Annotated in this window: 22 protein-coding genes; 14 read left to right on the top strand and 8 right to left on the bottom strand. The window is 60.0% G+C overall.

Features of this window, described 5'->3' with window-relative positions; all coding sequences use genetic code 11:
- Positions 1-72 precede the first annotated feature (72 nt).
- The 4 genes from phaC (ACYZT8_RS01640) (at position 73) to ACYZT8_RS01625 (ending at position 5,230) form a co-directional block, all read left to right on the top strand.
- Positions 73-1,752 (top strand): class II poly(R)-hydroxyalkanoic acid synthase, encoded by a 1,680-nt coding sequence (gene phaC / locus ACYZT8_RS01640; RefSeq protein ID WP_461978698.1) that lies wholly within the window; start codon positions 73-75, stop codon positions 1,750-1,752.
- 145 nt (positions 1,753-1,897) lie between these two features.
- Complete coding sequence (gene phaZ, locus ACYZT8_RS01635) at positions 1,898-2,752, top strand: poly(3-hydroxyalkanoate) depolymerase (protein ID WP_461978696.1); 855 nt, start codon at positions 1,898-1,900, stop codon at positions 2,750-2,752.
- A 115-nt stretch (positions 2,753-2,867) separates the two neighbouring features.
- A complete protein-coding gene (phaC, locus tag ACYZT8_RS01630; protein ID WP_461978694.1) occupies positions 2,868-4,550 on the top strand; it encodes a class II poly(R)-hydroxyalkanoic acid synthase in 1,683 nt (560 codons plus the stop codon).
- Positions 4,551-4,609: 59 nt separating this feature from the next.
- Entirely contained in the window at positions 4,610-5,230 is a 621-nt protein-coding gene (locus ACYZT8_RS01625; RefSeq protein WP_033055348.1) for a TetR/AcrR family transcriptional regulator, read from the top strand.
- Between the two features lie 286 nt (positions 5,231-5,516).
- Here the strand turns inward: ACYZT8_RS01625 and ACYZT8_RS01620 are convergent, their stop codons facing one another.
- The 3 genes from ACYZT8_RS01620 to ACYZT8_RS01610 all read right to left on the bottom strand — a co-directional run bounded on the left by ACYZT8_RS01620 (position 5,517) and on the right by ACYZT8_RS01610 (position 7,323).
- Entirely contained in the window at positions 5,517-6,365 is an 849-nt protein-coding gene (locus tag ACYZT8_RS01620; protein WP_461978692.1) for a phasin family protein, read from the bottom strand.
- Positions 6,366-6,375: 10 nt separating this feature from the next.
- Complete coding sequence (locus tag ACYZT8_RS01615) at positions 6,376-6,798, bottom strand: phasin family protein (protein ID WP_461978690.1); 423 nt, start codon at positions 6,796-6,798, stop codon at positions 6,376-6,378.
- 249 nt (positions 6,799-7,047) lie between these two features.
- A complete protein-coding gene (locus tag ACYZT8_RS01610) occupies positions 7,048-7,323 on the bottom strand; it encodes a polyhydroxyalkanoic acid system family protein (RefSeq protein ID WP_461978688.1) in 276 nt (91 codons plus the stop codon).
- 155 nt (positions 7,324-7,478) lie between these two features.
- On the opposite strand from ACYZT8_RS01610, the gene ubiE reads away from it, so the two are divergent.
- From ubiE to ACYZT8_RS01560, 10 genes are all read left to right on the top strand, one after another.
- Positions 7,479-8,249, top strand: coding sequence for a bifunctional demethylmenaquinone methyltransferase/2-methoxy-6-polyprenyl-1,4-benzoquinol methylase UbiE (ubiE, locus tag ACYZT8_RS01605; protein ID WP_007948968.1), 771 nt, complete (start codon positions 7,479-7,481; stop codon positions 8,247-8,249).
- A complete protein-coding gene (locus ACYZT8_RS01600; RefSeq protein ID WP_461978686.1) occupies positions 8,249-8,872 on the top strand; it encodes a ubiquinone biosynthesis accessory factor UbiJ in 624 nt (207 codons plus the stop codon). Before ubiE ends, ACYZT8_RS01600 begins: the two co-directional genes overlap by 1 nt.
- A complete protein-coding gene (gene ubiB / locus ACYZT8_RS01595; protein ID WP_461978684.1) occupies positions 8,869-10,473 on the top strand; it encodes a ubiquinone biosynthesis regulatory protein kinase UbiB in 1,605 nt (534 codons plus the stop codon). The genes ACYZT8_RS01600 and ubiB overlap by 4 nt, the downstream gene beginning before the upstream one ends.
- Before the next feature lie 89 nt (positions 10,474-10,562).
- Positions 10,563-10,964 (top strand): phosphoribosyl-AMP cyclohydrolase, encoded by a 402-nt coding sequence (hisI, locus tag ACYZT8_RS01590; RefSeq protein ID WP_461978682.1) that lies wholly within the window; start codon positions 10,563-10,565, stop codon positions 10,962-10,964.
- Complete coding sequence (locus tag ACYZT8_RS01585) at positions 10,957-11,289, top strand: phosphoribosyl-ATP diphosphatase (RefSeq protein ID WP_008047820.1); 333 nt, start codon at positions 10,957-10,959, stop codon at positions 11,287-11,289. Before hisI ends, ACYZT8_RS01585 begins: the two co-directional genes overlap by 8 nt.
- A gap of 25 nt (positions 11,290-11,314) precedes the next feature.
- On the top strand, positions 11,315-11,587 hold the full coding sequence (locus ACYZT8_RS01580; protein WP_150763379.1) for a twin-arginine translocase TatA/TatE family subunit: 273 nt from the start codon (positions 11,315-11,317) through the stop codon (positions 11,585-11,587).
- 10 nt (positions 11,588-11,597) lie between these two features.
- The gene (tatB, locus tag ACYZT8_RS01575) at positions 11,598-12,047 is read left to right on the top strand and encodes a Sec-independent protein translocase protein TatB (RefSeq protein WP_461978680.1); all 450 of its coding nucleotides are present in this window, start codon (positions 11,598-11,600) and stop codon (positions 12,045-12,047) included.
- On the top strand, positions 12,044-12,838 hold the full coding sequence (tatC, locus tag ACYZT8_RS01570; RefSeq protein ID WP_131061476.1) for a twin-arginine translocase subunit TatC: 795 nt from the start codon (positions 12,044-12,046) through the stop codon (positions 12,836-12,838). The genes tatB and tatC overlap by 4 nt, the downstream gene beginning before the upstream one ends.
- The gene (locus ACYZT8_RS01565) at positions 12,835-13,542 is read left to right on the top strand and encodes a 16S rRNA (uracil(1498)-N(3))-methyltransferase (protein WP_461978677.1); all 708 of its coding nucleotides are present in this window, start codon (positions 12,835-12,837) and stop codon (positions 13,540-13,542) included. The genes tatC and ACYZT8_RS01565 overlap by 4 nt, the downstream gene beginning before the upstream one ends.
- Before the next feature lie 238 nt (positions 13,543-13,780).
- The gene (locus tag ACYZT8_RS01560; RefSeq protein ID WP_461978675.1) at positions 13,781-15,697 is read left to right on the top strand and encodes a methyl-accepting chemotaxis protein; all 1,917 of its coding nucleotides are present in this window, start codon (positions 13,781-13,783) and stop codon (positions 15,695-15,697) included.
- A gap of 157 nt (positions 15,698-15,854) precedes the next feature.
- Here the strand turns inward: ACYZT8_RS01560 and ACYZT8_RS01555 are convergent, their stop codons facing one another.
- The 5 genes from ACYZT8_RS01555 to ACYZT8_RS01535 form a co-directional block, all read right to left on the bottom strand.
- The gene (locus ACYZT8_RS01555) at positions 15,855-16,589 is read right to left on the bottom strand and encodes an amino acid ABC transporter ATP-binding protein (RefSeq protein ID WP_461978673.1); all 735 of its coding nucleotides are present in this window, start codon (positions 16,587-16,589) and stop codon (positions 15,855-15,857) included.
- Positions 16,582-17,541, bottom strand: a complete 960-nt coding sequence (locus ACYZT8_RS01550) for an amino acid ABC transporter permease (RefSeq protein WP_461978671.1) — start codon at positions 17,539-17,541, stop codon at positions 16,582-16,584. The genes ACYZT8_RS01555 and ACYZT8_RS01550 overlap by 8 nt, the downstream gene beginning before the upstream one ends.
- 162 nt (positions 17,542-17,703) lie before the next feature.
- Complete coding sequence (locus tag ACYZT8_RS01545; RefSeq protein ID WP_461982342.1) at positions 17,704-18,501, bottom strand: transporter substrate-binding domain-containing protein; 798 nt, start codon at positions 18,499-18,501, stop codon at positions 17,704-17,706.
- 189 nt (positions 18,502-18,690) lie between these two features.
- Positions 18,691-21,261 carry a glucans biosynthesis glucosyltransferase MdoH gene (mdoH, locus tag ACYZT8_RS01540; protein ID WP_461978669.1) on the bottom strand — a complete coding sequence of 857 codons (2,571 nt, stop codon included), beginning with the start codon at positions 21,259-21,261 and terminating at the stop codon, positions 18,691-18,693.
- The gene (locus ACYZT8_RS01535) at positions 21,254-23,068 is read right to left on the bottom strand and encodes a glucan biosynthesis protein G (RefSeq protein ID WP_461978667.1); all 1,815 of its coding nucleotides are present in this window, start codon (positions 23,066-23,068) and stop codon (positions 21,254-21,256) included. The genes mdoH and ACYZT8_RS01535 overlap by 8 nt, the downstream gene beginning before the upstream one ends.
- Positions 23,069-23,281: the final 213 nt, after the last annotated feature.

Raw genomic sequence — 23,281 nt, 5'->3', positions numbered from 1 at the left:
AGTACCTGGCATTGGCTGTGTGATGACACGGCTGGACCCAGGTACTCGTCTCAGGACAATGGAGCGTCGTAGATGAGTAACAAGAATAACGATGACTTGAAGTATCAAGCCTCGGAAAACACCTTGGGGCTGAATCCTGTCGTTGGGCTGCGTGGAAAGGATCTATTGGCGTCTGCTCGAATGGTGCTCAGGCAGGCCATCAAACAACCGATTCACAGTGCCAAACATGTTGCCCATTTCGGCCTTGAACTGAAGAACGTGTTGTTCGGCAAATCGGAGCTTCAACCCACAAGCGATGACCGTCGCTTTGCCGATCCGGCCTGGAGCCAGAACCCGCTCTACAAACGTTATTTGCAAACTTACCTGGCGTGGCGCAAGGAACTCCACGACTGGATCGACGACAGCAATCTGCCGCCCAAAGACGTCAGTCGCGGGCATTTCGTGATTAACCTCATGACCGAAGCCATGGCGCCGACCAACAGTGCGGCCAACCCGGCTGCGGTCAAACGCTTCTTCGAAACCGGCGGTAAAAGCCTGCTCGACGGCCTCTCGCATCTGGCCAAGGATCTGGTAAACAACGGCGGCATGCCGAGTCAGGTCAACATGGGTGCGTTCGAAGTCGGCAAGAGCCTGGGCGTGACCGAAGGCGCGGTGGTGTTCCGCAACGACGTGCTGGAACTGATCCAGTACCGCCCGATCACCGAGCAGGTGCACGAGCGTCCGTTGCTGGTGGTGCCGCCGCAGATCAACAAGTTCTATGTATTCGACCTGAGCCCGGACAAGAGCCTGGCGCGTTTCTGCCTGCGCAACAACGTGCAGACGTTCATCGTCAGCTGGCGCAACCCGACCAAGGAGCAGCGCGAGTGGGGTCTGTCGACCTACATCGAAGCGCTCAAGGAAGCGGTCGACGTGGTCACCGCGATCACCGGCAGCAAAGACGTGAACATGCTCGGCGCTTGCTCCGGGGGCATCACCTGCACCGCGCTGCTGGGCCACTACGCCGCGATCGGCGAGAAGAAGGTCAACGCCCTGACGTTGCTGGTCAGCGTGCTGGACACCACCCTGGACAGCGACGTGGCCCTGTTCGTTGACGAACAGACCCTCGAAGCCGCCAAGCGCCATTCCTATCAGGCCGGTGTGCTGGAAGGCCGCGACATGGCGAAAGTCTTCGCCTGGATGCGCCCCAACGATTTGATCTGGAACTACTGGGTCAACAACTACCTGCTGGGCAACGAGCCGCCGGTGTTCGACATCCTGTTCTGGAACAACGACACCACACGGTTACCCGCCGCATTCCACGGCGACCTGATCGAAATGTTCAAAAGCAATCCACTGATCCGTCCCGATGCACTGGAAGTGTGCGGTACGCCGATCGATCTGAAGCAGGTCACGGCCGACATCTTTTCCCTGGCCGGCACCAACGACCACATCACCCCGTGGAAGTCCTGCTACAAGTCAGCGCAGTTGTTCGGTGGCAAGGTTGAATTCGTGCTGTCCAGCAGCGGGCATATCCAGAGCATTCTGAACCCGCCGGGCAACCCGAAATCGCGCTACATGACCAGCACGGAGATGCCGGTCAAAGCCGAAGAATGGCAAGAGAATTCCACCAAGCACACTGACTCCTGGTGGCTGCACTGGCAGGCCTGGCAGGCCGAGCGTTCGGGCAAGCTGAAAAAATCCCCGGCAAGCCTGGGCAACAAGGCTTACCCGGCAGGCGAGGCGGCGCCAGGCACCTACGTACACGAGCGGTAACCGACACACCCCACCCCAATGTGGGAGCGAGCCTGCTCGCGATGGCGATAGCACATCCAACAATGATGTGACTGACAGACCGCTATCGCGAGCAGGCTCGCTCCCACAAAGGGGACCGGGATAATTCACCCACAGGGCCTGAAGCATGCCGCAACCGTTCATATTCCGTACTGTCGACCTGGATGGCCAGACCCTCCGCACGGCAGTACGCCCCGGCAAGCCTCACTTGACGCCCTTGCTGATTTTCAACGGCATCGGCGCCAACCTGGAGCTGGTGTTTCCGTTTGTCGCGGCGCTGGACCCGGACCTGGAAGTCATCGCTTTCGACGTACCCGGTGTCGGCGGTTCGTCGACGCCCAACCGGCCGTATCGCTTTCCGGGCCTGGCGAAACTCACGGCGCGGATGCTCGATTACCTCGACTACGGGCAAGTCAACGTCATCGGTGTTTCCTGGGGTGGCGCCCTCGCCCAGCAGTTCGCGTACGACTATCCCGAGCGCTGCAAGAAACTCGTGCTGGCGGCCACGGCGGCCGGCGCAGTGATGGTGCCGGGCAAACCGAAAGTGTTGTGGATGATGGCCAGCCCACGGCGCTACATCCAGCCGTCTCACGTGATCCGCATTGCGCCGATGATCTATGGCGGTTCGTTCCGTCGCGATCCGACCCTGGCCGCCAGCCACGCCGCCAAGGTTCGCTCGGCGGGCAAACTCGGTTACTACTGGCAGCTGTTCGCCGGGCTTGGCTGGACCAGCATTCACTGGCTGCACAAGATCAATCAGCCGACCCTGGTGCTGGCCGGCGACGACGATCCATTGATCCCGCTGATCAACATGCGTTTGCTCGCCTGGCGAATTCCCAATGCCCAGTTGCACATCATCGATGACGGGCATCTGTTCCTGATTACCCGCGCCGAGGCCGTGGCACCGATCATCATGAAATTCCTCGAGGAGGAACGTCAGCGCGCCGTGATGCATCCGCATCCGTCGCCATTAGGCGGTTAACCGGCCCATTGTCGGTCGGCAGGACGCCGCACCGCGCAACAACCCGTAACAGCGTCTATGGTGTTCTGGTTCGATGTGTTTGTATTTGGCCTGAAAGACGAAGGAGTGTTGACACATGCGCGACAAACCAGCGAGGGACTTTTTACCCACTCCCGCCGCGTTCATCAACGCACAGAGTGCGATCACCGGCCTGCGGGGCCGGGATCTGCTGTCGACCCTGCGCAGCGTTGCCGCCCATGGCCTGCGCAACCCGGTGCACAGCGCCCGACATGCCTTGAAACTGGGCGGCCAACTGGGCCGTGTGCTGCTGGGTGAAACCCTGCACCCGACCAACCCGCAGGACAATCGCTTCGCCGACCCGGCGTGGAGTCTCAACCCGTTTTATCGCCGCAGCTTGCAGGCCTACCTGAGCTGGCAGAAGCAGGTCAAAAGCTGGATCGACGAGAGCAACATGAGCCCCGACGATCGCGCTCGCGCCCACTTCGCGTTCGCCCTGCTCAATGACGCCGTGGCGCCGTCCAACACCCTGCTCAATCCGCTGGCGATCAAGGAGATCTTCAACTCCGGCGGCAACAGTCTGGTGCGCGGCATCGGTCACCTGTTCGACGACTTCCTGCACAACGACGGCCTGCCCCGGCAAGTCACCAAGCACTCGTTCGAGGTCGGCAAGACAGTCGCCACCACCACCGGCTCCGTGGTGTTTCGCAATGAGCTGCTGGAGCTGATCCAGTACAAGCCGATGAGCGAAAAGCAGTATTCAAAACCACTGCTGGTGGTGCCGCCACAGATCAACAAGTACTACATTTTCGACCTGAGCCCGCACAACAGCTTCGTCCAGTTCGCCCTGAAAAACGGTCTGCAGACGTTCATGATCAGCTGGCGCAATCCGGATGTGCGGCACCGTGAATGGGGTCTGTCGACCTACGTCGAAGCGGTGGAAGAAGCGATGAACGTCTGCCGATCGATCACCGGTGCTCGCGAAGTCAACCTGATGGGCGCTTGCGCCGGCGGGCTGACCATCGCCGCGCTGCAAGGCCACTTGCAGGCCAAACGGCAACTGCGGCGGGTGTCCAGCGCGACGTACCTGGTGAGCCTGCTCGACAGCCAGATGGACAGCCCTGCCACGCTCTTCGCCGACGAACAGACCCTGGAAGCGGCCAAGCGTCGCTCCTATCAGAAAGGTGTGCTGGACGGCCGCGACATGGCGAAAGTCTTCGCCTGGATGCGCCCCAACGATTTGATCTGGAGCTATTTCGTCAACAACTACCTGCTGGGCAAAGAGCCGCCAGCGTTCGACATCCTCTACTGGAACAACGACAACACGCGCCTGCCAGCGGCCTTGCACGGCGACTTGCTGGACTTCTTCAAGCACAACCCGCTGGGTCATCCGGGCGGTCTGGAAGTGTGCGGCACGCCGATCGACTTGCAGAAAGTCACCGTCGACAGCTTCAGTGTGGCCGGCATCAACGACCACATCACGCCGTGGGATGCGGTGTATCGCTCGACGCTGCTGCTGGGGGGCGAACGACGCTTCGTGCTGTCCAACAGCGGTCATGTGCAGAGCATCCTCAATCCGCCATCGAACCCGAAAGCCAACTTCGTCGAGGGCACGAAACTGAGCAGCGACCCACGGGCCTGGTATTACGACGCCAAGCAAGTCGATGGTAGCTGGTGGACACAGTGGCTGGGCTGGATTCAGGAACGCTCGGGCGCGCAAAAAGAAACCCACATGCCCCTCGGCAACCAGAACTATCCACCGCTGGAAGCGGCACCTGGCACTTACGTACGGGTGCGCTGACTGATAACGAACCACGGCACACGTCTGCCGTGGCATGACTCGACCATTAAGAAGACTGGATGAAAACCCGCGACCGGATCCTCGAATGTGCCCTGCAATTGTTCAATCAGAAGGGTGAACCGAACGTTTCGACCATGGAAGTTGCCAACGAAATGGGTATCAGCCCGGGCAACCTCTACTACCACTTCCACGGCAAGGAACCGTTGATTCTCGGATTGTTCGAGCGGTTCCAGGCCGAGCTTGCGCCACTGCTTGATCCTCCGGCCGATGTGGAGTTGGCACCAGAAGACTACTGGCTGTTCCTGCACTTGATCGTCGAACGGCTGGCCCATTACCGGTTTCTGTTTCAGGACCTGTCGAACCTGGCGGGACGTTTGCCGAAACTGGCGAAGGGCATCCGCAACCTGCTCAATGCACTGAAGCGCACGCTGGCTTCATTGCTGGCGCGCTTGAAGGCTCAGGGGCAGTTGGTCAGCGATACACAAGCGCTGGGGCAGTTGGTGGAGCAGATCACCATGACGCTGCTGTTCTCACTGGACTATCAGCGGATTCTTGATCGCGAGGGTGAAGTCAGGTTGGTGGTGTATCAGATCATGATGCTGGTGGCGCCGCATTTGCTGCCGCCGATCAAAGTGGCGACGGAGCAGTTGGCGCTCCAATACCTGGAAGAACACGAATAACCCCTGAACACCGCCGCCCCCTGTGGGAGCTAGCCTGCTAGCGATAGCGATTTATCCGTCGACATTGTTGTTTACTGATGAACCGCTATCGCTAGCAGGCTAGCTCCCACAGGGGGCCGCAGTGTGTGCAGAACCGTGCACAAACAAAAACGCCCGACCTTTACAGGCCGGGCGTGATCGTTCCCATGCTCCGCGTGGGAATGCAGCCGGTGACGCTCCGCGTCACTGCCGCAATGGACGCGGAGCGTCCGGTGAGGCATTCCCACGCAGAGCGTGGGAACGATCATCAGGACTGACTGGTTGGCGCCGATGGAGCTGGCGCGGCAGTCGGGGTTACAGCAGGGGTCGGTGCGGCAGCAGAGTTCGATGCGCTGACCGGAGCCGACGGGGTTGCCGGTTTGGCGGCAGCCACTGCTGGTTTTGGTGCGGCAGCTTTAGGAGCGGCCGGCTTTTTCACTGCTGGCTTCTTCGCTGCGGCAGGTTTTGCCGCAGGCTTGGCTGCCGGTTTGACCGCTGCGGTTTTCGCAGCCGGTTTAGCCGCTGGTTTAGCTGCTGCTTTGGCGGCGACCGGTTTGGCCGCTGGCTTGGCTGCTGCAGGTTTTGCTGCAGCAGTTTTGGTCGCTGGCTTGGCAGCCGGTTTAGCGGCAGCCTTGGCCAGTGGCTTGGCAGCGGTTTTTGCGGCAGGTTTGGCCGCTGCGGTTTTCGCCGCAACAGGCGCCACCTTGGCACCGGTGAGCCTCTCGATTTGCTTGGTCAGGGTATCGACCTTGCTGTGCAGCGCTTTCACTTCATTGCGGCTCGGTACACCCAGGCGCGAAATGGCGCTGTTCAGGCGCTTGTCGAAAGCCCCTTCCAGCTCATCCCACTTGCCCAGCGCACGATCTTTCACGCCGCTGATGCGCGACTTGGCCGACGAAGCGGAAACCTTGACGTCATCGACTTTCTTGCCGACAGCGCTCTTGGTGAGCTTCTCGGCTTTCTCGCCGTCTTTAACCAATGTATCGAAGAGCTTGCTGCCGTCAGTGTCGATCTTCGAGTACACGCCTAAACCAGCCAGCCAGATTTTGCGGGAGTAGTCTTCGACTTTCCCGATCCACGAGCTGCCTTCTTTTTCGGTGTTCTTTTTACCAGCCATCCCGTTCTCCTTAAGATTTACGCGCGACGCGTTCGAGCAATGCCGTCAACTCATCGAGCTTAGCAGACAGTGTCTCAACGTCATGTTTAGACGGAATGCCGATACGATTCAAGGCACTTGCGACACGCGAGTCAAAAGCCTTCTCGACCTTGTCGAGTTGAACTTCGACCTTGGCTTTGAACGTACTCACTTCACTCTTGGCTTCGTCGATCTCTGAGTTAGCGGCTTCAAGCTTCTCGGCAACTACTTTTTTGCCTTTGGTTTCAACAGTTTGACCCGCCTTGATCAACTCTTGAAAGTACTCGCTGCCCTCTTGGCCGACCTTGGTGTAGGCCCCCAGGCCTGCCAGCCAGATCTTGCGGGCATAAGATTTAACGTCGCTCAGAGCATTCGTCGAAGCGTCGATTTTTTTCTTCAAAATAACTTTGGCCATGGTGCACCTCACGCGCAGAAGGTTTGAGGAACTGCCCGCGAAAGTGTCGGGCTCAGGCACAAAGTAGGGAGAAAAATTAGAAACGGCACCCTAACAACTGACATAAAAAAGTAGGTACACCACCGAACCTGTGGGAGCGGGCTTGCCCGCGAAGGCGATGGATCAGCCACAAAGTTACTTGCGGATGTACCGGCCTCTTCGCGGGCAAGCCCGCTCCCACAGGGATCGCGTTTCGCAGAAAGAATCTGGTTAAACCAACGCTTTATCGAGTGCCTTTTCGATTTCCGCTTTGATCATGCCGCTCATGGCCGACATCATCAGGCCCAGTTCCACATCGACGCGAATCGAATCCTCGGCGACATGCACCGCACCTTTCACCCCGGAGCGTTTGAGGTTCAGGGTGTCGCCGGACCACTGCGGCTCCAGGCCATATTGATCGGACAGTTTCTGCGCCAACTGGTCAGCCTTCTCGCGGGCCGCTTCCTTGCCCAGGCCGTGGGCACGCTCAACACTAATACGGGCCATCAAATGACTCCTGCTTTATGAATACTTTCCTGAAGCATCTTGACCGCTGCTGCGGCAAAACGTCCCGGCGGTTCTACATCTTACCTTCAGCCTTGCCAAGACAAAGCAGGCCACCGGGATTAGAATGTCCCGCATTCTCTTCTGGTGACAGCGATATGACTGATCAGCGCAAAGGCAGCGATGCCGAACCCACCACGCACTTCGGTTTCAAAAACGTTCCGGAAAGCCAAAAAGCGGAAAAAGTCGCTGAGGTTTTCCACTCGGTAGCCGCCAAGTACGACTTGATGAACGACCTCCTGTCGGGCGGCATGCACCGTTTGTGGAAGCGTTTTGCAATCGAGCTGTCGGGCGTTCGTACCGGCAACCGCGTGCTGGACATTGCCGGCGGCACCGGCGACCTGACCAAGAAGTTCTCGCACCTCGTCGGCCCAACCGGCCAGGTGGTGTTGGCCGACATCAACGAATCCATGCTCAAGGTCGGTCGTGACCGCCTGCTGGATCTGGGTGTGGCCGGCAACGTCGAGTTCGTTCAGGCCGACGCTGAAAAGCTGCCGTTCCCGGACAACCATTTCGACTGCGTGACCATCGCCTTCGGACTGCGCAACGTGACGCATAAAGAAGACGCTCTGCGTTCGATGCTGCGCGTGCTGAAACCGGGCGGTCGTTTGCTGGTGCTGGAATTCTCCAAACCGACCAACGCACTGATGTCCAAAGCCTACGACGCCTATTCGTTCGCCTTCATGCCGTTGATGGGCAAGCTGATCACCAACGACTCGGAAAGCTATCGCTACCTGGCCGAATCGATCCGCATGCACCCGAATCAGGAAACCCTGAAGTCGATGATGGTCGAGGCCGGTTTCGACCGCGTGACCTACCACAACATGACCGCCGGCATCGTCGCCCTGCACCGTGGCATCAAACCCTGATGTTGCTGGCCGGCCTGCTCGCCAGCGTTGAACTCGGTCTGAACCGGGTGCTGCGCCTCGACAGCACGGCGCTGCCGCGGCTGGCGCATTTGAGCGGCAGAGTGATTGCCATCGACTGCCGCAGCCCGGCGCTGCAACTGTTCATCCTGCCCAGTGACGAAGGCCTGATGCTGGCGTCCCACTGGGAAACCGGTGCCGACTGCACGTTGCGTGCTCCGGCCTCAAGCCTGTTGAAACTGGCGATGAGCAAGGACAAGACCTCGGTCCTGCATGGTCCTGAAGTCGAACTCGACGGCGACAGCGGCGTGCTGCTGGAACTGGCGGCGATCCTTCAGGACCTTGAGCTGGACTGGGAGTACGAACTCTCGCGCTGGCTCGGCCCGGTCGCTACGCAACTGGTCGGCGGTCACCTGCGCAGCCGCGCACGCTGGTATCAGCAAGGGTTCGCCAGCCTGAACCAGAACCTTGGCGAGTACCTGGCCGAAGAATCGCGCACCCTTGTCGGTCAGCGCGAAGCCGAAGCCCGTTTCAGTGAACTGGACCAGATCAAGCTCGATCTGGAACGTCTCGAGGCGCGTTTCGAGCGCCTTTCCCGATCCCTCGACCCAAGCGATAACGCATGAAGCTGCTTGCCGTCCGCCGTTTGTTGCGCATCCAGCGCGTTGTGATTCGCTACCGCCTCGATGACCTGCTGTTCGCCCTGCCATTGCCCTGGTTCCTGCTGGCGCTGCGCTACGCCTTGCCGTGGCGCTGGTTTCCGCGCAAGACGCTGGACCTGAGCCGCGGCGCACGATTGCGTCTGGCGTTGCAGGACCTGGGACCGATTTTCATCAAGTTCGGGCAGATCCTGTCCACCCGCCGCGACCTGCTGCCGGAAGACATCGCCGATGAGCTGATGAAGCTGCAGGACCGCGTGCCGCCGTTCGATTCACAGGTGTCGGTCAACCTGATCGAAGAGCAACTCGGCAAAAAGATCAGTGAAGTATTCAGCCGTTTCGACGTCGAACCGCTGGCCTCGGCCTCGGTGGCCCAGGTGCATGCCGCGCAGCTGAAAACCGGTGAAGAAGTGGTGGTCAAGGTGATCCGCCCGGGTCTGAAACCGATCATCGCCCAGGACCTGGCGTGGCTGTTCATCCTCGCCCGCACCGCCGAAAAGCTCTCGGCCGACGCGCGCCTGCTGCACCCGGTGGACGTGGTGCAGGACTACGAAAAAACCATCTACGACGAACTCGACCTGCTGCGTGAAGCGGCCAACGCCAGCCAGTTGAAGCGCAACTTTGACGGCTCGCCGCTGCTGTATGTGCCACAAGTCTATTGGGACTGGTGCCGGCCGAAAGTACTAGTGATGGAGCGTATTTACGGGATTCAGGTCACCGACCTCGCAACCCTCGCCGACCAGCGCACCGACATGAAAATGCTCGCCGAACGCGGTGTGGAAATCTTCTTCACCCAAGTGTTCCGCGACAGTTTCTTCCACGCCGACATGCACCCCGGCAATATCTTCGTCAGCACCGTGAACCCGTGGAGCCCGCAATACATTGCGATCGACTGCGGCATCGTCGGCAGCCTGACCCCGGAAGACCAGGATTACCTGGCACGCAACCTGTTCGCGTTCTTCAAGCGTGACTATCGGCGTGTGGCGCAATTGCACATCGATTCGGGCTGGGTACCGGCGGAAACCAAACTCAATGAATTCGAAGCGGCGATCCGCACCGTGTGCGAGCCGATCTTCGAAAAACCGTTAAAAGATATTTCATTCGGTCAGGTGCTGATGCGCCTGTTCCAGACCGCTCGACGCTTCAACATGGAAGTGCAGCCGCAGCTCGTGTTGCTGCAAAAAACCTTGTTGAACATCGAAGGCCTGGGCCGTCAGCTGTACCCGGACCTCGATCTGTGGAACACCGCGCAGCCGTTCCTCGAACGCTGGATGCGCGAGCGCGTCAGCCCTAAAGCCTTGCTCGGCAACGTGCAGAGCCAGTTCGAGCAGATCCCGCACTTGGCCAACATGGCCCGCGACCTGCTCGAACGCATGTCCCAGCCCCACGCCAACGATCCGCCGCCACCGTGGCACAAGCGCAAGGATGACTGGTTCCTGCGACTGCTCGGCTGTGCGCACCTGGCCGGCGGCACGATACTCGCTGCCGGTGGGCCGTTGAACGAACTGGGTCACTGGCCGGCCGGAATCATGGTGGCCGTCGGTTTGTATCTGGTCGTTCGCCGATAGCCAGCGCCCCCGCACGCTGGCACACTGTTTGAACGCTGAATTTCACGTAGGCTTCTATTCATGAAGTGTGGCCTGCATCGGAGTCGAAGATGAGAAACTGGCTGGACGAGATCAAGTGGGACGCAGACGGCCTGGTGCCGGCGATTGCCCAGGATCACAAGACCGGGCGCGTCCTGATGATGGCCTGGATGAACCGCGAAGCACTGGAACTGAGCGCTGCCGAGAACCGTGCCATTTACTGGTCACGTTCCCGTGGCAAGTTGTGGCGCAAGGGCGAAGAGTCCGGCCACGTGCAAACGCTGCATGAGATGCGCCTGGACTGTGACGCCGATGTGATCATCCTGATGGTCGAGCAGATCGGCGACATCGCCTGCCATACCGGCCGCCAGAGCTGCTTCTACCGCGTCTTCGAGAACGGCGACTGGAAAACCGTCGACCCGGTTCTGAAAGACCCGCACGCCATCTATTCCGCAGGACACAGCCATGAGTGACACGTTGACCCGTCTGGCCGAGGTGCTGGAAGAGCGCAAAGGCGCCGCCGCCGACAGCTCGTATGTCGCCAGCCTGTACCACAAAGGCTTGAACAAGATTCTGGAAAAAGTCGGCGAAGAGTCGGTCGAGACCATCATTGCCGCCAAGGACGCCGCCATCAGCGGCGACTGCAGCGATGTGATCTACGAGACCGCCGATCTGTGGTTCCACAGCATGGTCATGCTCGCCCAACTGGGGCAGCATCCACAGGCTGTACTCGATGAACTGGACCGTCGTTTCGGTCTGTCCGGACACGCCGAGAAAGCCTCGCGCCCGTCCGCCTGAACAACTATTAGAGAGGAGCAGCAACATGGGTATTTTTGACTGGAAACACTGGATCGTCATTTTGGTTGTTGTCGTTTTGGTGTTCGGCACCAAGAAACTGAAAAACCTCGGCACTGACGTGGGCGAGTCGATCAAGGGCTTCAAGAAAGCCATGAACGACGACGAAAAACCGGCCGATCCGACTGTTACTCCAGCACAGCCGGTGCCACCGGTTCAGCCACAGCAGTCCGTGAATCAGCCGCACACCATCGACGTGCAGGCGCAAAAAGTCGAAGAGCCGATCCGCAAAGACGTGTGAGCACTGACTAATGTTTGGTATCAGCTTCTCTGAACTGCTGCTCGTCGGCCTCGTCGCCCTGCTGGTGCTGGGTCCCGAGCGTCTGCCGGGTGCTGCGCGCACCGCCGGCCTGTGGGTCGGTCGTCTGAAGCGCAGCTTCAACGCGATCAAACAGGAAGTTGAACGTGAAATCGGTGCCGACGAGATTCGTCGGCAACTGCACAACGAGCACATTCTGTCGCTGGAACAGGAGGCGCGGAAGATCTTCACGCCAACCCAGCAGGAAGCCACACCGGTTCAGCCGGTTGAGCCGGTCGCGGAGCAGACGATTCATGCTCCTGGCGTCGTGCCTGCACCCGTTGTAGCAGCCACCGAGTCTGCGCCCGTTGTTGCAACGCCACCGGTTGAACCTGCCACGCCTGCGGCTGCGCCTGTTGTGCCGGCCCCTCATGACCCAACACTGCCGCCGCGAGCCCCATGAGCGATCTTCCTGAAAATGACCAGCACATGCCGCTGGTTTCGCACCTCACCGAGTTGCGTACCCGCCTGCTGCGTTGCGTAGCGGCGATCTTCATCATCTTCGCCGGGCTGTTCGCCTTCACCCAGCAGATCTACACCTTCGTCTCCACGCCACTGCGCCAGTATCTGCCCGTGGGCGCTACGATGATCGCCACTGACGTGTCGTCGCCGTTCCTGACGCCGCTGAAACTGACGATGATGGTGTCGCTGTTCCTGGCGATCCCGGTGATCCTGCATCAGATCTGGGGCTTCATTGCGCCAGGCCTGTACAAGCACGAGAAGCGCATCGCAGTACCGTTGCTGGTGTCCAGCATCATGCTGTTCTACGCCGGCATGGCGTTCGCCTATTACCTGGTGTTCCCGCTGATCTTCAAATTCTTCGCCGCTGCCACCCCGGCCGGCGTGGAAATGATGACCGATATCAGCAGCTACCTCGACTTCGTCATGACGCTGTTCTTCGCCTTCGGCGTGGCGTTCGAGATCCCGGTAGCCGTGGTGCTGCTGGTGTGGATCGGCGTGGTCGACGTCAAATACCTGAAGAAAATCCGCCCGTACGTGATCATCGGCTGCTTCGTGGTCGGCATGATCCTGACACCGCCGGACATCTTCTCGCAGACACTGTTGGCGGTGCCGATGTGGCTGCTGTTCGAGATCGGCATCCTGTTCGGCGGCCTGATCAGCAAGCGCGGCGAACACCCGGACGACCAGCCGGCTGACGATCACAACGACCAGCCGCCAGCGACCCAGCCGTGAACCTGCTGCTCCTCATCGAGGCCGACTTCATTGCGGCCGACCGGGTGATCCTGCGTGATCGCCGGTTGACGCACATGCAGGAAGTTCATCGCTCCGTCGTCGGCGACAGCATGCGCGTCGGGCGTATCGGCGGGCTGATGGGCTCAGCCGAAGTGCTGCGTCTGGACGCCGACGAAGCCGAACTGCGCGTCACCCTCGACCAGCCGCCACCGACCAAGCTGCCACTGACGCTGGTGTTGGCCCTGCCACGGCCGAAAATGCTGCGCAGGGTGTTTCAGACCGTGGCGGCCATGGGTGTGCCACGAATCATTCTGGTAAACAGCTATCGCGTCGAGAAGAGCTTCTGGCAAACGCCGTTTCTGGAGCCCGAGGCGATTCGCGAGCAGTTGATTCTCGGCCTCGAACAGGCCCGGGACAGCGTGCTGCCGGAAATCGTCATTGAGAAACGCTTCAAGCCGTTCGTCGAAGACCGTCTGCCGGCGATCACTGACGGCACCCTCGGCCTCGTCGGCCACCCCGGCAACTACCCGCCCTGCCCTCGTGGCCTGAACGAACCGGTAACCCTGGCCATCGGCCCCGAAGGCGGCTGGATTCCTTACGAAATCGACCTGCTGGGCAAGGCCGGCCTGCAACCTGTACAACTCGGCGAGCGCATCCTGCGGGTCGAAACCGCCGTCACCGCGCTGCTCGCCCGACTCTTCTAATCCCAAACACGGTCCACTGTGGCGAGGGAGCTTGCTCCCGCTTGGGCGCGCAGCGGCCACCGCTTTTATCCAGCCAGACCGTATCCATCGGTTTACGACTGCTCCGCAGCCGAACGGGAGCAAGCTCCCTCGCCACAGGGATTTACTCGACCCGAATACCGCGTTACGGCTACAGATTCCCGGCCACCTGCCGATACAGTCTCCATAAAACCAATTAGTGGTCCGAGGGAGTAGCAGCATGTACCGTTGGCTAGCCGAGAATCTGGGAAACGTAAGCGTCAATCGCAAACTGGGGATCGGCTTCGGTCTGGTGCTGCTGCTGACATTGCTGATCACTTTTACAGGCTGGACCGGCCTGACAGGTGTGATGAGCCGTGGTGACAAGCTCGGGTTCATTGCCAGCGTCAATGAGCTGACCAAAGACCTGCGGCTGGCCCGCATGGACTACGATATGCGCCGTGGCGAACAAGGCCCGGGCGCCGTCAACGACATGCTCGCCAAACTCGACGCCGGCCTGCAAACCGCTCGCACACTGATCGAGCAACCTTCTGACGTGGCGATGATTGATCAACAACTGGCCGCTGTCAGCGAGTACAAAAAAGCGTTCACCGCCATGACCCAGGCCGGCGCCAATCGCGAGGACGCCCGCAGCAAACTCGGTGCTACCGCCGACAACGCCGTGGCCCGCGTCGCTGAAGTCGAAAAATCCATGCTACAAGGCGACAGCGTCGCCGACTTCAACAGCGTGATCGACTTGAGCAAGCTGATTCAGCAAGCGCGCTTCCAGGTCCGCGGCTACACCTACAGCGGCAAGACCGAGGCCGAGCAACCGGCGCTGGACGCTATCGACAACGCCCTGAAGAACCTCGAAGGCCTGCCGTCCAGACTGCCGGAGCAGCACATCGCCAACCTGCAACAGGCAACCGACTCACTAAAAGCCTACCGCGCCGCCGTCAGCCAGTTCCGCGACTCTCAAGTTGCCAGCGCCGCCGCCCTCAAGCGCATGGCCGAGCAAGGCGAAATCCTGCTCGACGTCAGCAAAAAACTCACCGTGTCGCAAACCATCGTCCGGGACACTGACGCTGCGCACGCCAAGAACCTGCTGCTGATGGCCACCGTTCTCGCCTTGGCGTTTGGTTTGCTGGCGGCCTGGGCGATCACTCGCCAGATCGTGATCCCGTTGAACCAGACCCTCAAAGTGGCCGAGCGCGTAGCGGCCGGCGACCTGACGCAAAACCTTGTTTCCGAACGTCGCGACGAACTCGGCCAGCTCCAGCGCGCCATGCAGAGCATGACCCTGGGCCTGCGCGAACTGATCGGCGGCATCAGCGATGGCGTCACGCAAATCGCCAGCGCCGCCGAAGAGTTGTCGGCCGTCACCGAGCAAACCAGCGCCGGGGTCAACAGCCAGAAGGTCGAGACCGACCAGGTGGCCACCGCGATGAACGAAATGACCGCCACCGTGCAGGAAGTCGCGCGTAACGCCGAAGAAGCCTCTGAAGCCGCCGTCGCCGCCGATCAACAGGCCCGCGAAGGCGACAAAGTGGTCGGCGAAGCCATCGCCCAGATCGAGCGCCTGGCCCTCGAAGTCGGCAACTCCACCGCAGCCATGGGCGATCTCAAACGCGAGAGCGACAAGATCGGCAGCGTGCTCGACGTGATCAAATCCGTGGCCCAGCAAACCAACCTGTTGGCGCTTAACGCCGCGATTGAAGCCGCCCGTGCCGGCGAGGCCGGACGTGGTTTCGCGGTAGTCGCCGACGAAGTCCGCAGCCTGGCCCAGCGCACCCAGAAGTCCACCGAAGAAATCGAAGAGCTGATCGTCGGCCTGCAAACCGGCACCCAGCAAGTGGCAACCATCATGGACAACAGCCGCAGCCTGACCGACAGCAGCGTTGAGCTGACCCGCCGCGCCGGCAGCTCGCTGGAAAGCATCACCCGTACCGTGTCGGCGATTCAGTCGATGAACCAGCAGATCGCCGCCGCTGCCGAGCAGCAAACCGCAGTAGCCGAAGAGATCAACCGTAGCGTGCTGAACGTGCGCGACGTGTCCGAGCAGACCTCGGCAGCCAGTGAAGAGACCGCGGCGTCCAGCATTGAGCTGGCGCGGTTGGGGACGCATCTGCAGATGCTGGTGGGCAGGTTCAAGGTTTGAGGTGATCCGAATACCTCGGGATAGCGCAACACCGAGGTGACGCATTCGCGGGCAAGCCCGCTCCCACAGGATTCAGCGGTGTGGCGCAAATAGCATTAACACCGAAAATACTGTGGGAGCGGGCTTGCCCGCGAAGGCGTCAGTACAGACGCTGAAGTTAGAGAACCTGGCGCAAGAATGCCTGCGCCCGCGGATCTTTCGGTGCATCGAAGAACTCGGCCGGCGAGGCATCTTCCAGCAATTTGCCGTGATCAAAGAACAACACCCGATCCGCCACTTCCCGCGCAAAGCCCATTTCGTGGGTGACGCAGACCATGGTCATACCTTCCACAGCCAGGGTTTTCATCACGTCCAGCACTTCGCCGACCATTTCCGGATCGAGCGCCGAAGTCGGCTCATCGAACAGCATGACCTTGGGTTCCATGGCCAATGCCCGGGCAATGGCGACACGCTGTTGCTGACCGCCGGACAGGCGCGATGGAAACTCGTTGGCCTTCTGCGCAATGCCGACCTTCACCAACAACGCCAACGCCTTGGCCTCGCGCTCTTTCTTGCCGCGCTTACGCACGACTTTCTGGGCCAGGCAGAGGTTTTCCAGCACGGTCATGTGCGGGAACAGGTTGAAATGCTGGAACACCATGCCGACTTCGCGGCGGTAGGCATTCACGTCGGTTTTCGGATCGGCCAGTTGCAGGCCGTCGATGCTCACCGAGCCCGAGTCGAATTCTTCCAGGCCGTTGAGGCAGCGCAGGAAGGTCGACTTGCCGGAACCGGACGGGCCGATCACCACCAGCACTTCGCCCTTGGCCACGTGCGTCGACACGTTATCCACCGCGCGCACCACTTGACCACGGGTGTCGAAGACTTTTACCAGATCGCGGACTTCAATCACTTTGCGCGAGCCTCCGCTCAAGCCGGCTGGCGATTTTCGACAGTGGCAGGTTGATCAACAAGTACAGCCCGGCCACGCAGAACAGGATTTCGAACGGCGAGAACGAGGTGGTGATGACTTCGCGGCCGCTTTTAAGCAGCTCGGTAATCGCGATCACCGACACCAGCGAGGTATCCTTGACCAGACTGATGAACTGCCCGGCCAGCGGCGGCAGCACACGCTTCAAGGCTTGCGGCAGCACCACGTGGCGCATCGACTGGCCAGCGCTCAAACCCAGGGAACGGGCGGCTTCGTTCTGGCCACGGGCGATTGACTGCACGCCGGAGCGGATGATCTCGGCCACATAGGCGCCGGTGAACAGCGACAGCGCGGCGATCCCGGCGAATTCGCGGGACAGGTTCATCACGGTGCCGATGAAGAAGTAGAAAATGAAGATCTGCACCAGCAGCGGCGTACCGCGCACCAGTTCGACATAGATGGTCGAGAGATCGCGCAGCGTCGGGTTTTTCGACAGGCGACACAAGCCAGTGACGAGGCCGATCAGCAGCCCGAGTACGCCGGACACCACGGACAACCACAAGGTGGTCCAAAGACCCCACATCAGCGGTCCAGCGGCCCAATGGCGTGTCACGCCGATCACGTCGCCTTCAGCCACGTCGTCGCCTTGGGCGACTTGCAGGCTGTTGTCGTCGACGGTCACTCGCTGCTCGTCTCCAGCGTCATTGCGCAGGGTGACTTCGGCCTTGTCGCCCTTGCGCACCAGTTCGCTGACGGTGGAGATATCGGCGGCGCGCTGGGACTCTTCGGCGTGGTAGGCGAAGTACTGCGGCACGCGGTTCCAGCGCCATTCGTAGGACATCAGCGAGGTCGCGTAATACAGCGCGCCAGCCAGGCCGATCAGCACGAGCACGGTCAGGACGTGCCAGGACCATTGGACTTTTTTCTGTTTCATTTGCTCTGAAAATTCCGAATTCTGTGTCGCCAGGGAGGCCGCCTTCGCGGGCAAGCCCGCTCCCACAGGGGCTGCGTCGAACACATCATTTGTGTACGACGTTGATCCTGTGGGAGCGGGCTTGCCCGCGATTGGGGGCGACTCGGTCTATCTGACCAAGTCTTATTCCATATCCTTCTGCCAAGCGGTGTCTTTGAACCACTTGTCATGGATGCGATCGTAGGTGCCGTCTTCGTGGATCTGATGCAGGAAGTTGTTGATGAAGTTGATGCTGTCGTAATCACCCTTCTTCAGACCGAAGGCCAGAGGCTCATAGGTGAACGGCTTGTCGAGAAAGACCAGTTTGCCGGCGCCGACCTTGTTCACCGCCACAACGTTGTACGGCGCATCGTAGATGAAGGCGTCGGCCTTGCCGTTGACCACGTCGAGCACGGCTTCCTGTTCGTTGTCGTAGCCGTGGTACTTGGCTTTGGAGATCAGCTTTTTGGCGACCATCTCGCCGGTGGTGCCGAGCTTGGAGGTGATGCGGTAGTCGTCGGTGTTCAAATCTTTATAGGACTTGATGGTGCCTTCCAGCTCCTTGCGTATCAGCAGGGTCTGACCCACCACGATGAACGGTTCGCTGAAATTCAGGCGCAGGTTGCGTTCCTGGGTCAGGGTCATGCCACTGCCGATCATGTCGAATTTATCGGTGAGCAGGGCCGGGATTATGCCGTCGTAACCGGTGGACACCAGCTCCAGCTTGACGCCCATGGCCTTGGTCATGGCTTTGAGGATGTCGACTTCGAATCCGATGATCTCGCCGCGCTTGTTGGTCATTTCGAACGGCATGTAGGTCGGGTCCATGCCGACTTTCAGCGTGCCGCGCTTGACCGCGTCATCGATGGCACCGGCCTGCGCCGTGCTGACTGCAACCAATGCCGTGACGCCGACCAGCAGCATCGACAGATACTTCTTCATCATCAAGTCCCCAAAACCATTGCGTTGTGAGGCGCGCAAACGGCGGATTTCCTCTAGGAAACCAGCAGATACGAACAGAAAATTGTCCGGGCGCACCAATTCGGGGACGGATGCTAACGCACTCACTTGTTTGCACAAGGGTCTGGCAACGATCAGGCAAAAAAAACCCCGCTTTCGCGGGGTTTTTCATCAGGCCAACTGAGGCTGCGCACTCAGTGGTTTGAGCGGTAACAGCGGCGCATGGGGATCGGCTTTCACCGATTTACGCCATGCCTGCAACCACTCGGCGTGGCTTTCATTCCAGATCTGCTCATGCAAGCGAGCCAATGCCACCGGGTCGCTCAGCAGTTGCACACGCTCATTGTTGTTCAGGCCTTCAGGCCCGACTTTCAATGCGTGGCGCACCCGCTCGATCCGCAACCATTCGATCGGCTCGGCCTGACCGTGACGCGAAGTCGCCAGCGAGCACGCCAATGCGTTCTGCTGTGGATCGACCACCGCGCGGATGAAGCCGTCGTTCAATGCATGCCAACGGTTTTCGTGGGTGTACTGATCGGTTGCCACCAACGCCTGTGGCGGATTGTATTCCTCAGGGATCAGGAACAGGCTCTCGTCACGGGACTTGAGGCCCAGGCCGACGCGACTGGAAATCACCGACACCGGAATCGACAGCATCAACGAACCGACGATCGGCACCAGCCACCACAGGAAGCTCGGGTTCAGCCAGATCACCAGCAGGGCCCAGAAGAAGCCCAGCAAGGTTTGCGGACCGTGGCGCTTGACCGCTTCACTCCATGGCGTGGAGTCGTCGTCACGTTGTGGCGAGTTCCAGGTCGCAGCCCAACCGAGGAACGCGGCGAGTACGAAACGGGTGTGGAAAATCATCCGCACCGGCGCCAGCAACATGGAGAACAGCACCTCCAGCAGCATCGACATCGTTACCTTGAACTTGCCACCAAACTCTTTCGCACCTTTGGCCCAGATCAGGAGGATGCTCAACAGTTTCGGCAGGAACAGCAGCACGATGGTCGTCGAGAACAGCGCGACGGCCTTGTCCGGATGCCATTGTGGCCACAGCGGATAAAGCTGTCGCGGCTCCATGAAGTACTGCGGCTCCATCAGCGTGTTGACCGCCAGCAACGCCGTCGACAGCACGAGGAAGAAGAACCACAACGGCGCCGACAGGTAAGACATCACCCCTGTGAGGAATACCGCGCGGTGAACCGGGTGCATACCCTTGACCAGAAACAGGCGGAAGTTCATCAGGTTGCCGTGGCACCAGCGACGGTCACGCTTGAGTTCGTCCAGCAGGTTCGGCGGCAGCTCTTCATAACTGCCCGGCAAGTCGTAGGCAATCCACACGCCCCAGCCGGCACGGCGCATCAGCGCTGCTTCGACGAAGTCGTGGGACAGAATCGCACCGGCAAAAGCACCTTTACCCGGCAACGGCGCCAGGGCGCAGTGCTCGATGAACGGCTTCATGCGGATGATTGCGTTGTGGCCCCAGTAGTGGGATTCGCCCAACTGCCAGAAGTGCAGGCCGGCGGTGAACAGCGGACCGTACACGCGGGTCGCGAACTGCTGCATGCGCGCATACAGCGTGTCCATGCCCGACGCACGAGGCGCCGTCTGGATAATTCCGGCGTCCGGCGTGGCTTCCATCAAGCGCACCAGACTGGTCAGGCATTCGCCGCTCATCACGGAGTCCGCGTCGAGCACGACCATGTACTTGTAGTCACCGCCCCAGCGACGGCAGAAGTCGTCGAGGTTGCCGCTCTTGCGTTTGACGCGACGGCGACGGCGGCGATAGAAGATCTTGCCGAAACCCTTGGCTTCGCGGCAAACGTCCAGCCAGGCTTGCTGCTCGGCGACACAGATGTCTGCGTCGTTACTGTCGCTGAGGACAAAGAAGTCGAAGCGATCCAGGTCACCCGTGGCCGCAACCGACTCGAAAGTCGCCCGTAAACCGGCGAACACGCGTGGCACATCTTCGTTGCAGATCGGCATCACCAGTGCGGTGCGCGCGTCTTTGGCGATCGGCTCATTGCCGGCACTTTTACCGGAGATACGGTACTTATCGTGGCCGGTGAGCAACTCAAGGAAGCCCATCAGCGCCGTCCAGAAACCGGCCGACACCCAGCAGAACAGAATCCCGAACAGAATCAGGATGCTGGTTTGCAGCGCATACGGCAGCACTTGCGTGACGGTTTGCAGGATCGGTTGATGCAAGACTTCGTTCAGGTCGACGAACGACCAGCCCTGGTACGGCATGATGCCTTTCATGTACCAGCCGGCGACGATGGTCTGACCGAGCATCAAGACCAGCAGGATGTAACGCCGGATCGAACCGACGGTGCGCCAGCGGGCCGCCGGCAGCACGTTCTCGTCCTTCGGCGGGGCCGGCGGATTGGTACGACCGGTCAGGCGACGCCAGCCACGCACCAGAATGTTGGTGCGCCATGGCTCCGGCACGACTTTGGTCCGACGGATCGGCGGGGTTGCCTTGAGGCAAACCCGGCCACTGGCGTCGAGCACCAGCATTTCCGCTTCTTCCAGCTCTTCAGCGGTGTTCAGGGTCAGGCGACGGCCCACCGAGGCTTGAGCAGCCTCGGCCGGTGCGTCAAATGTCGAAGACGAAAGACGCTGGTGCAATTCGCTGAAGGACTGACAGCCCGCGAGTTCCGCGCGCTGCTGGTCGGTCATCGGTAGATGCGCCAGATACTCGGCAAGAGTCTCTGGCTGTACTTGAGAATTACTCATCGGCAGGCAACTGGTAGCTCCAGGTCTCGGTCAGGACTTCTTCAGTCGAGGACGATTCCGGTGTGGCTGGGGCCGCGTCCGCAGCAACAGGCTGCTTGGCGTCTTTGTTGTCCTTGTCCTTGGTATCGGCAACAGGCTTGGCGTCGGCCTGCTTGGCCTCGGCGGCCTTCGCTTCCTTGTCCGCTTTTTCCGCTTGCCTGGCAGCCACTTTGTCAGCCTTGGCAACGGAAGAGTTGGACGCTGGAACCGAAGACTTCGCGAGATCGGCAGGCACGACGTTCTGAACCAGTGCCGCACGCATCTCGGTAGGCTTGCCCGGATCCTTGATTTTCATCCGCAGGGTCAGGCGCCAGCCCTTGGTTTCAGGGTTGTAACGCACGCTGTTCTCGACCAGTTCGGCATTGTCGCCAACGCTGACCTGGCTGCGAACGTCAGCCGTTTCCGGCAGTGCTGCCAGGGACGGACCTTCGAAGTCCACCAGATAGGCAACGCTGCCATCCGGCTGACGGATCAGGTTGGACTGTTTCACGTCACCCGTGGAACGCAGAGTCTGTTGGACCCACGCGCTGTCCGGTGCGTGAAGAGCGGCTTCGTCGATGGTCCAGTGCAGGCGATAAGCGACGTCCAGCGGCTGGCCAGGCTCAGGCAGTTTTTCCGGGCTCCAGAAAGCAACGATATTGTCGTTGGTTTCGTCGGCAGTCGGAATCTCTACCAGATCGACGGAACCCTTGCCCCAATCGCCTTTTGGCTCGATCCAGGCACTTGGGCGCTTGTCGTAGCGATCGTCGAGGTCTTCATAGTGGCTGAAGTCGCGGCCACGTTGCAGCAAGCCAAAACCACGCGGGTTCTCGATCGAGAAGTTGCTCACAGACAGGTGTTTAGGGTTGTTCAGTGGACGCCAGATCCACTCGCCGTTGCCGGCATGGATCGACAGACCGCTGGAATCGTGCAGTTCACGACGGTAGTTCAGCACTTTCGACGGCTGGTTGGCGCCGAACAGGAACATGCTGGTCAGTGGTGCAACGCCAAGCTTGGTGACCTTGTCACGCAGGAACATCTGGGCCTTGACGTCGACGATGGTATCGCTGCCCGGACGCAGGGTCAGGCGATAGGCACCGGTGGCACGTGGCGAATCCAGCAGGGCGAAGATCACCAGGTGCTTGTCACCCGGTTTTGGCTGTTCAATCCAGAATTCGGTGAAACGCGGGAATTCTTCACCGGACGGCAACGCGGTATCGATGGCCATGCCGCGAGCGGACAAGCCATAGGTGTGACCCTTGCCGACAACGCGGAAGTAACTCGCGCCCAGCATGGTCATGATTTCGTCTTGCTTGTCGGCCTTGTTGATCGGGTAAAGCACACGGAAACCGGCATAGCCCAGTTGCTCGGTGGCTTTAGGATCGAACTTCACATCGCCGAAATCGAAACGACTTGGGTCGTATTTGATCTCTTCGACGGTGTTGGCCGTGATTTCGTTGATTTTCACCGGCGTATCGAAGTGCATGCCCTGGTGATAGAACGAAAGCTTGAACGGGGTTTTCTGATCGGCCCATTCGGCTTTTTCAGTGCGGAAACGAATTTTTTGATAGTCCGCGAATTTCATTTCGCGGAATTCGTTCGGCAGGTTACTGCGCGGGGCTTCGTATTTTTGACCGGCCAGCTCTTTTGCCTTGGCCGATACATCATCCAGATTGAATGCCCAAAGCTGGCCGGCGCTGAGCAGGCAGAGCAGTGCAGAGCCCGCTACCAGAGCGCTTCGGAACCGTTTGGCAGTCAATTTTGGTGCATTACAGGGACTAACAATCACGAGCAACCCTCGCCGAAAACAGATCAAAAAACCAACGGCCAGCTATCTATATGCCAGGTTGGCGAGCATTGTTCCGACTCCCATGGGGCTAAATGATTCCCCAACAGGTCCCGGACAAGTCTCTACCTAAGTCAAAATGGACCAACGAACGCTGATCCCCGTAGCGCGCGATTATCTAGTAGGCCGCGTTACAACGCATCAGGGGTAACAAAG

Source organism: Pseudomonas sp. LB3P93, from assembly GCF_054898025.1.
This window is presented reverse-complemented; position numbering and strand designations above follow the sequence as displayed.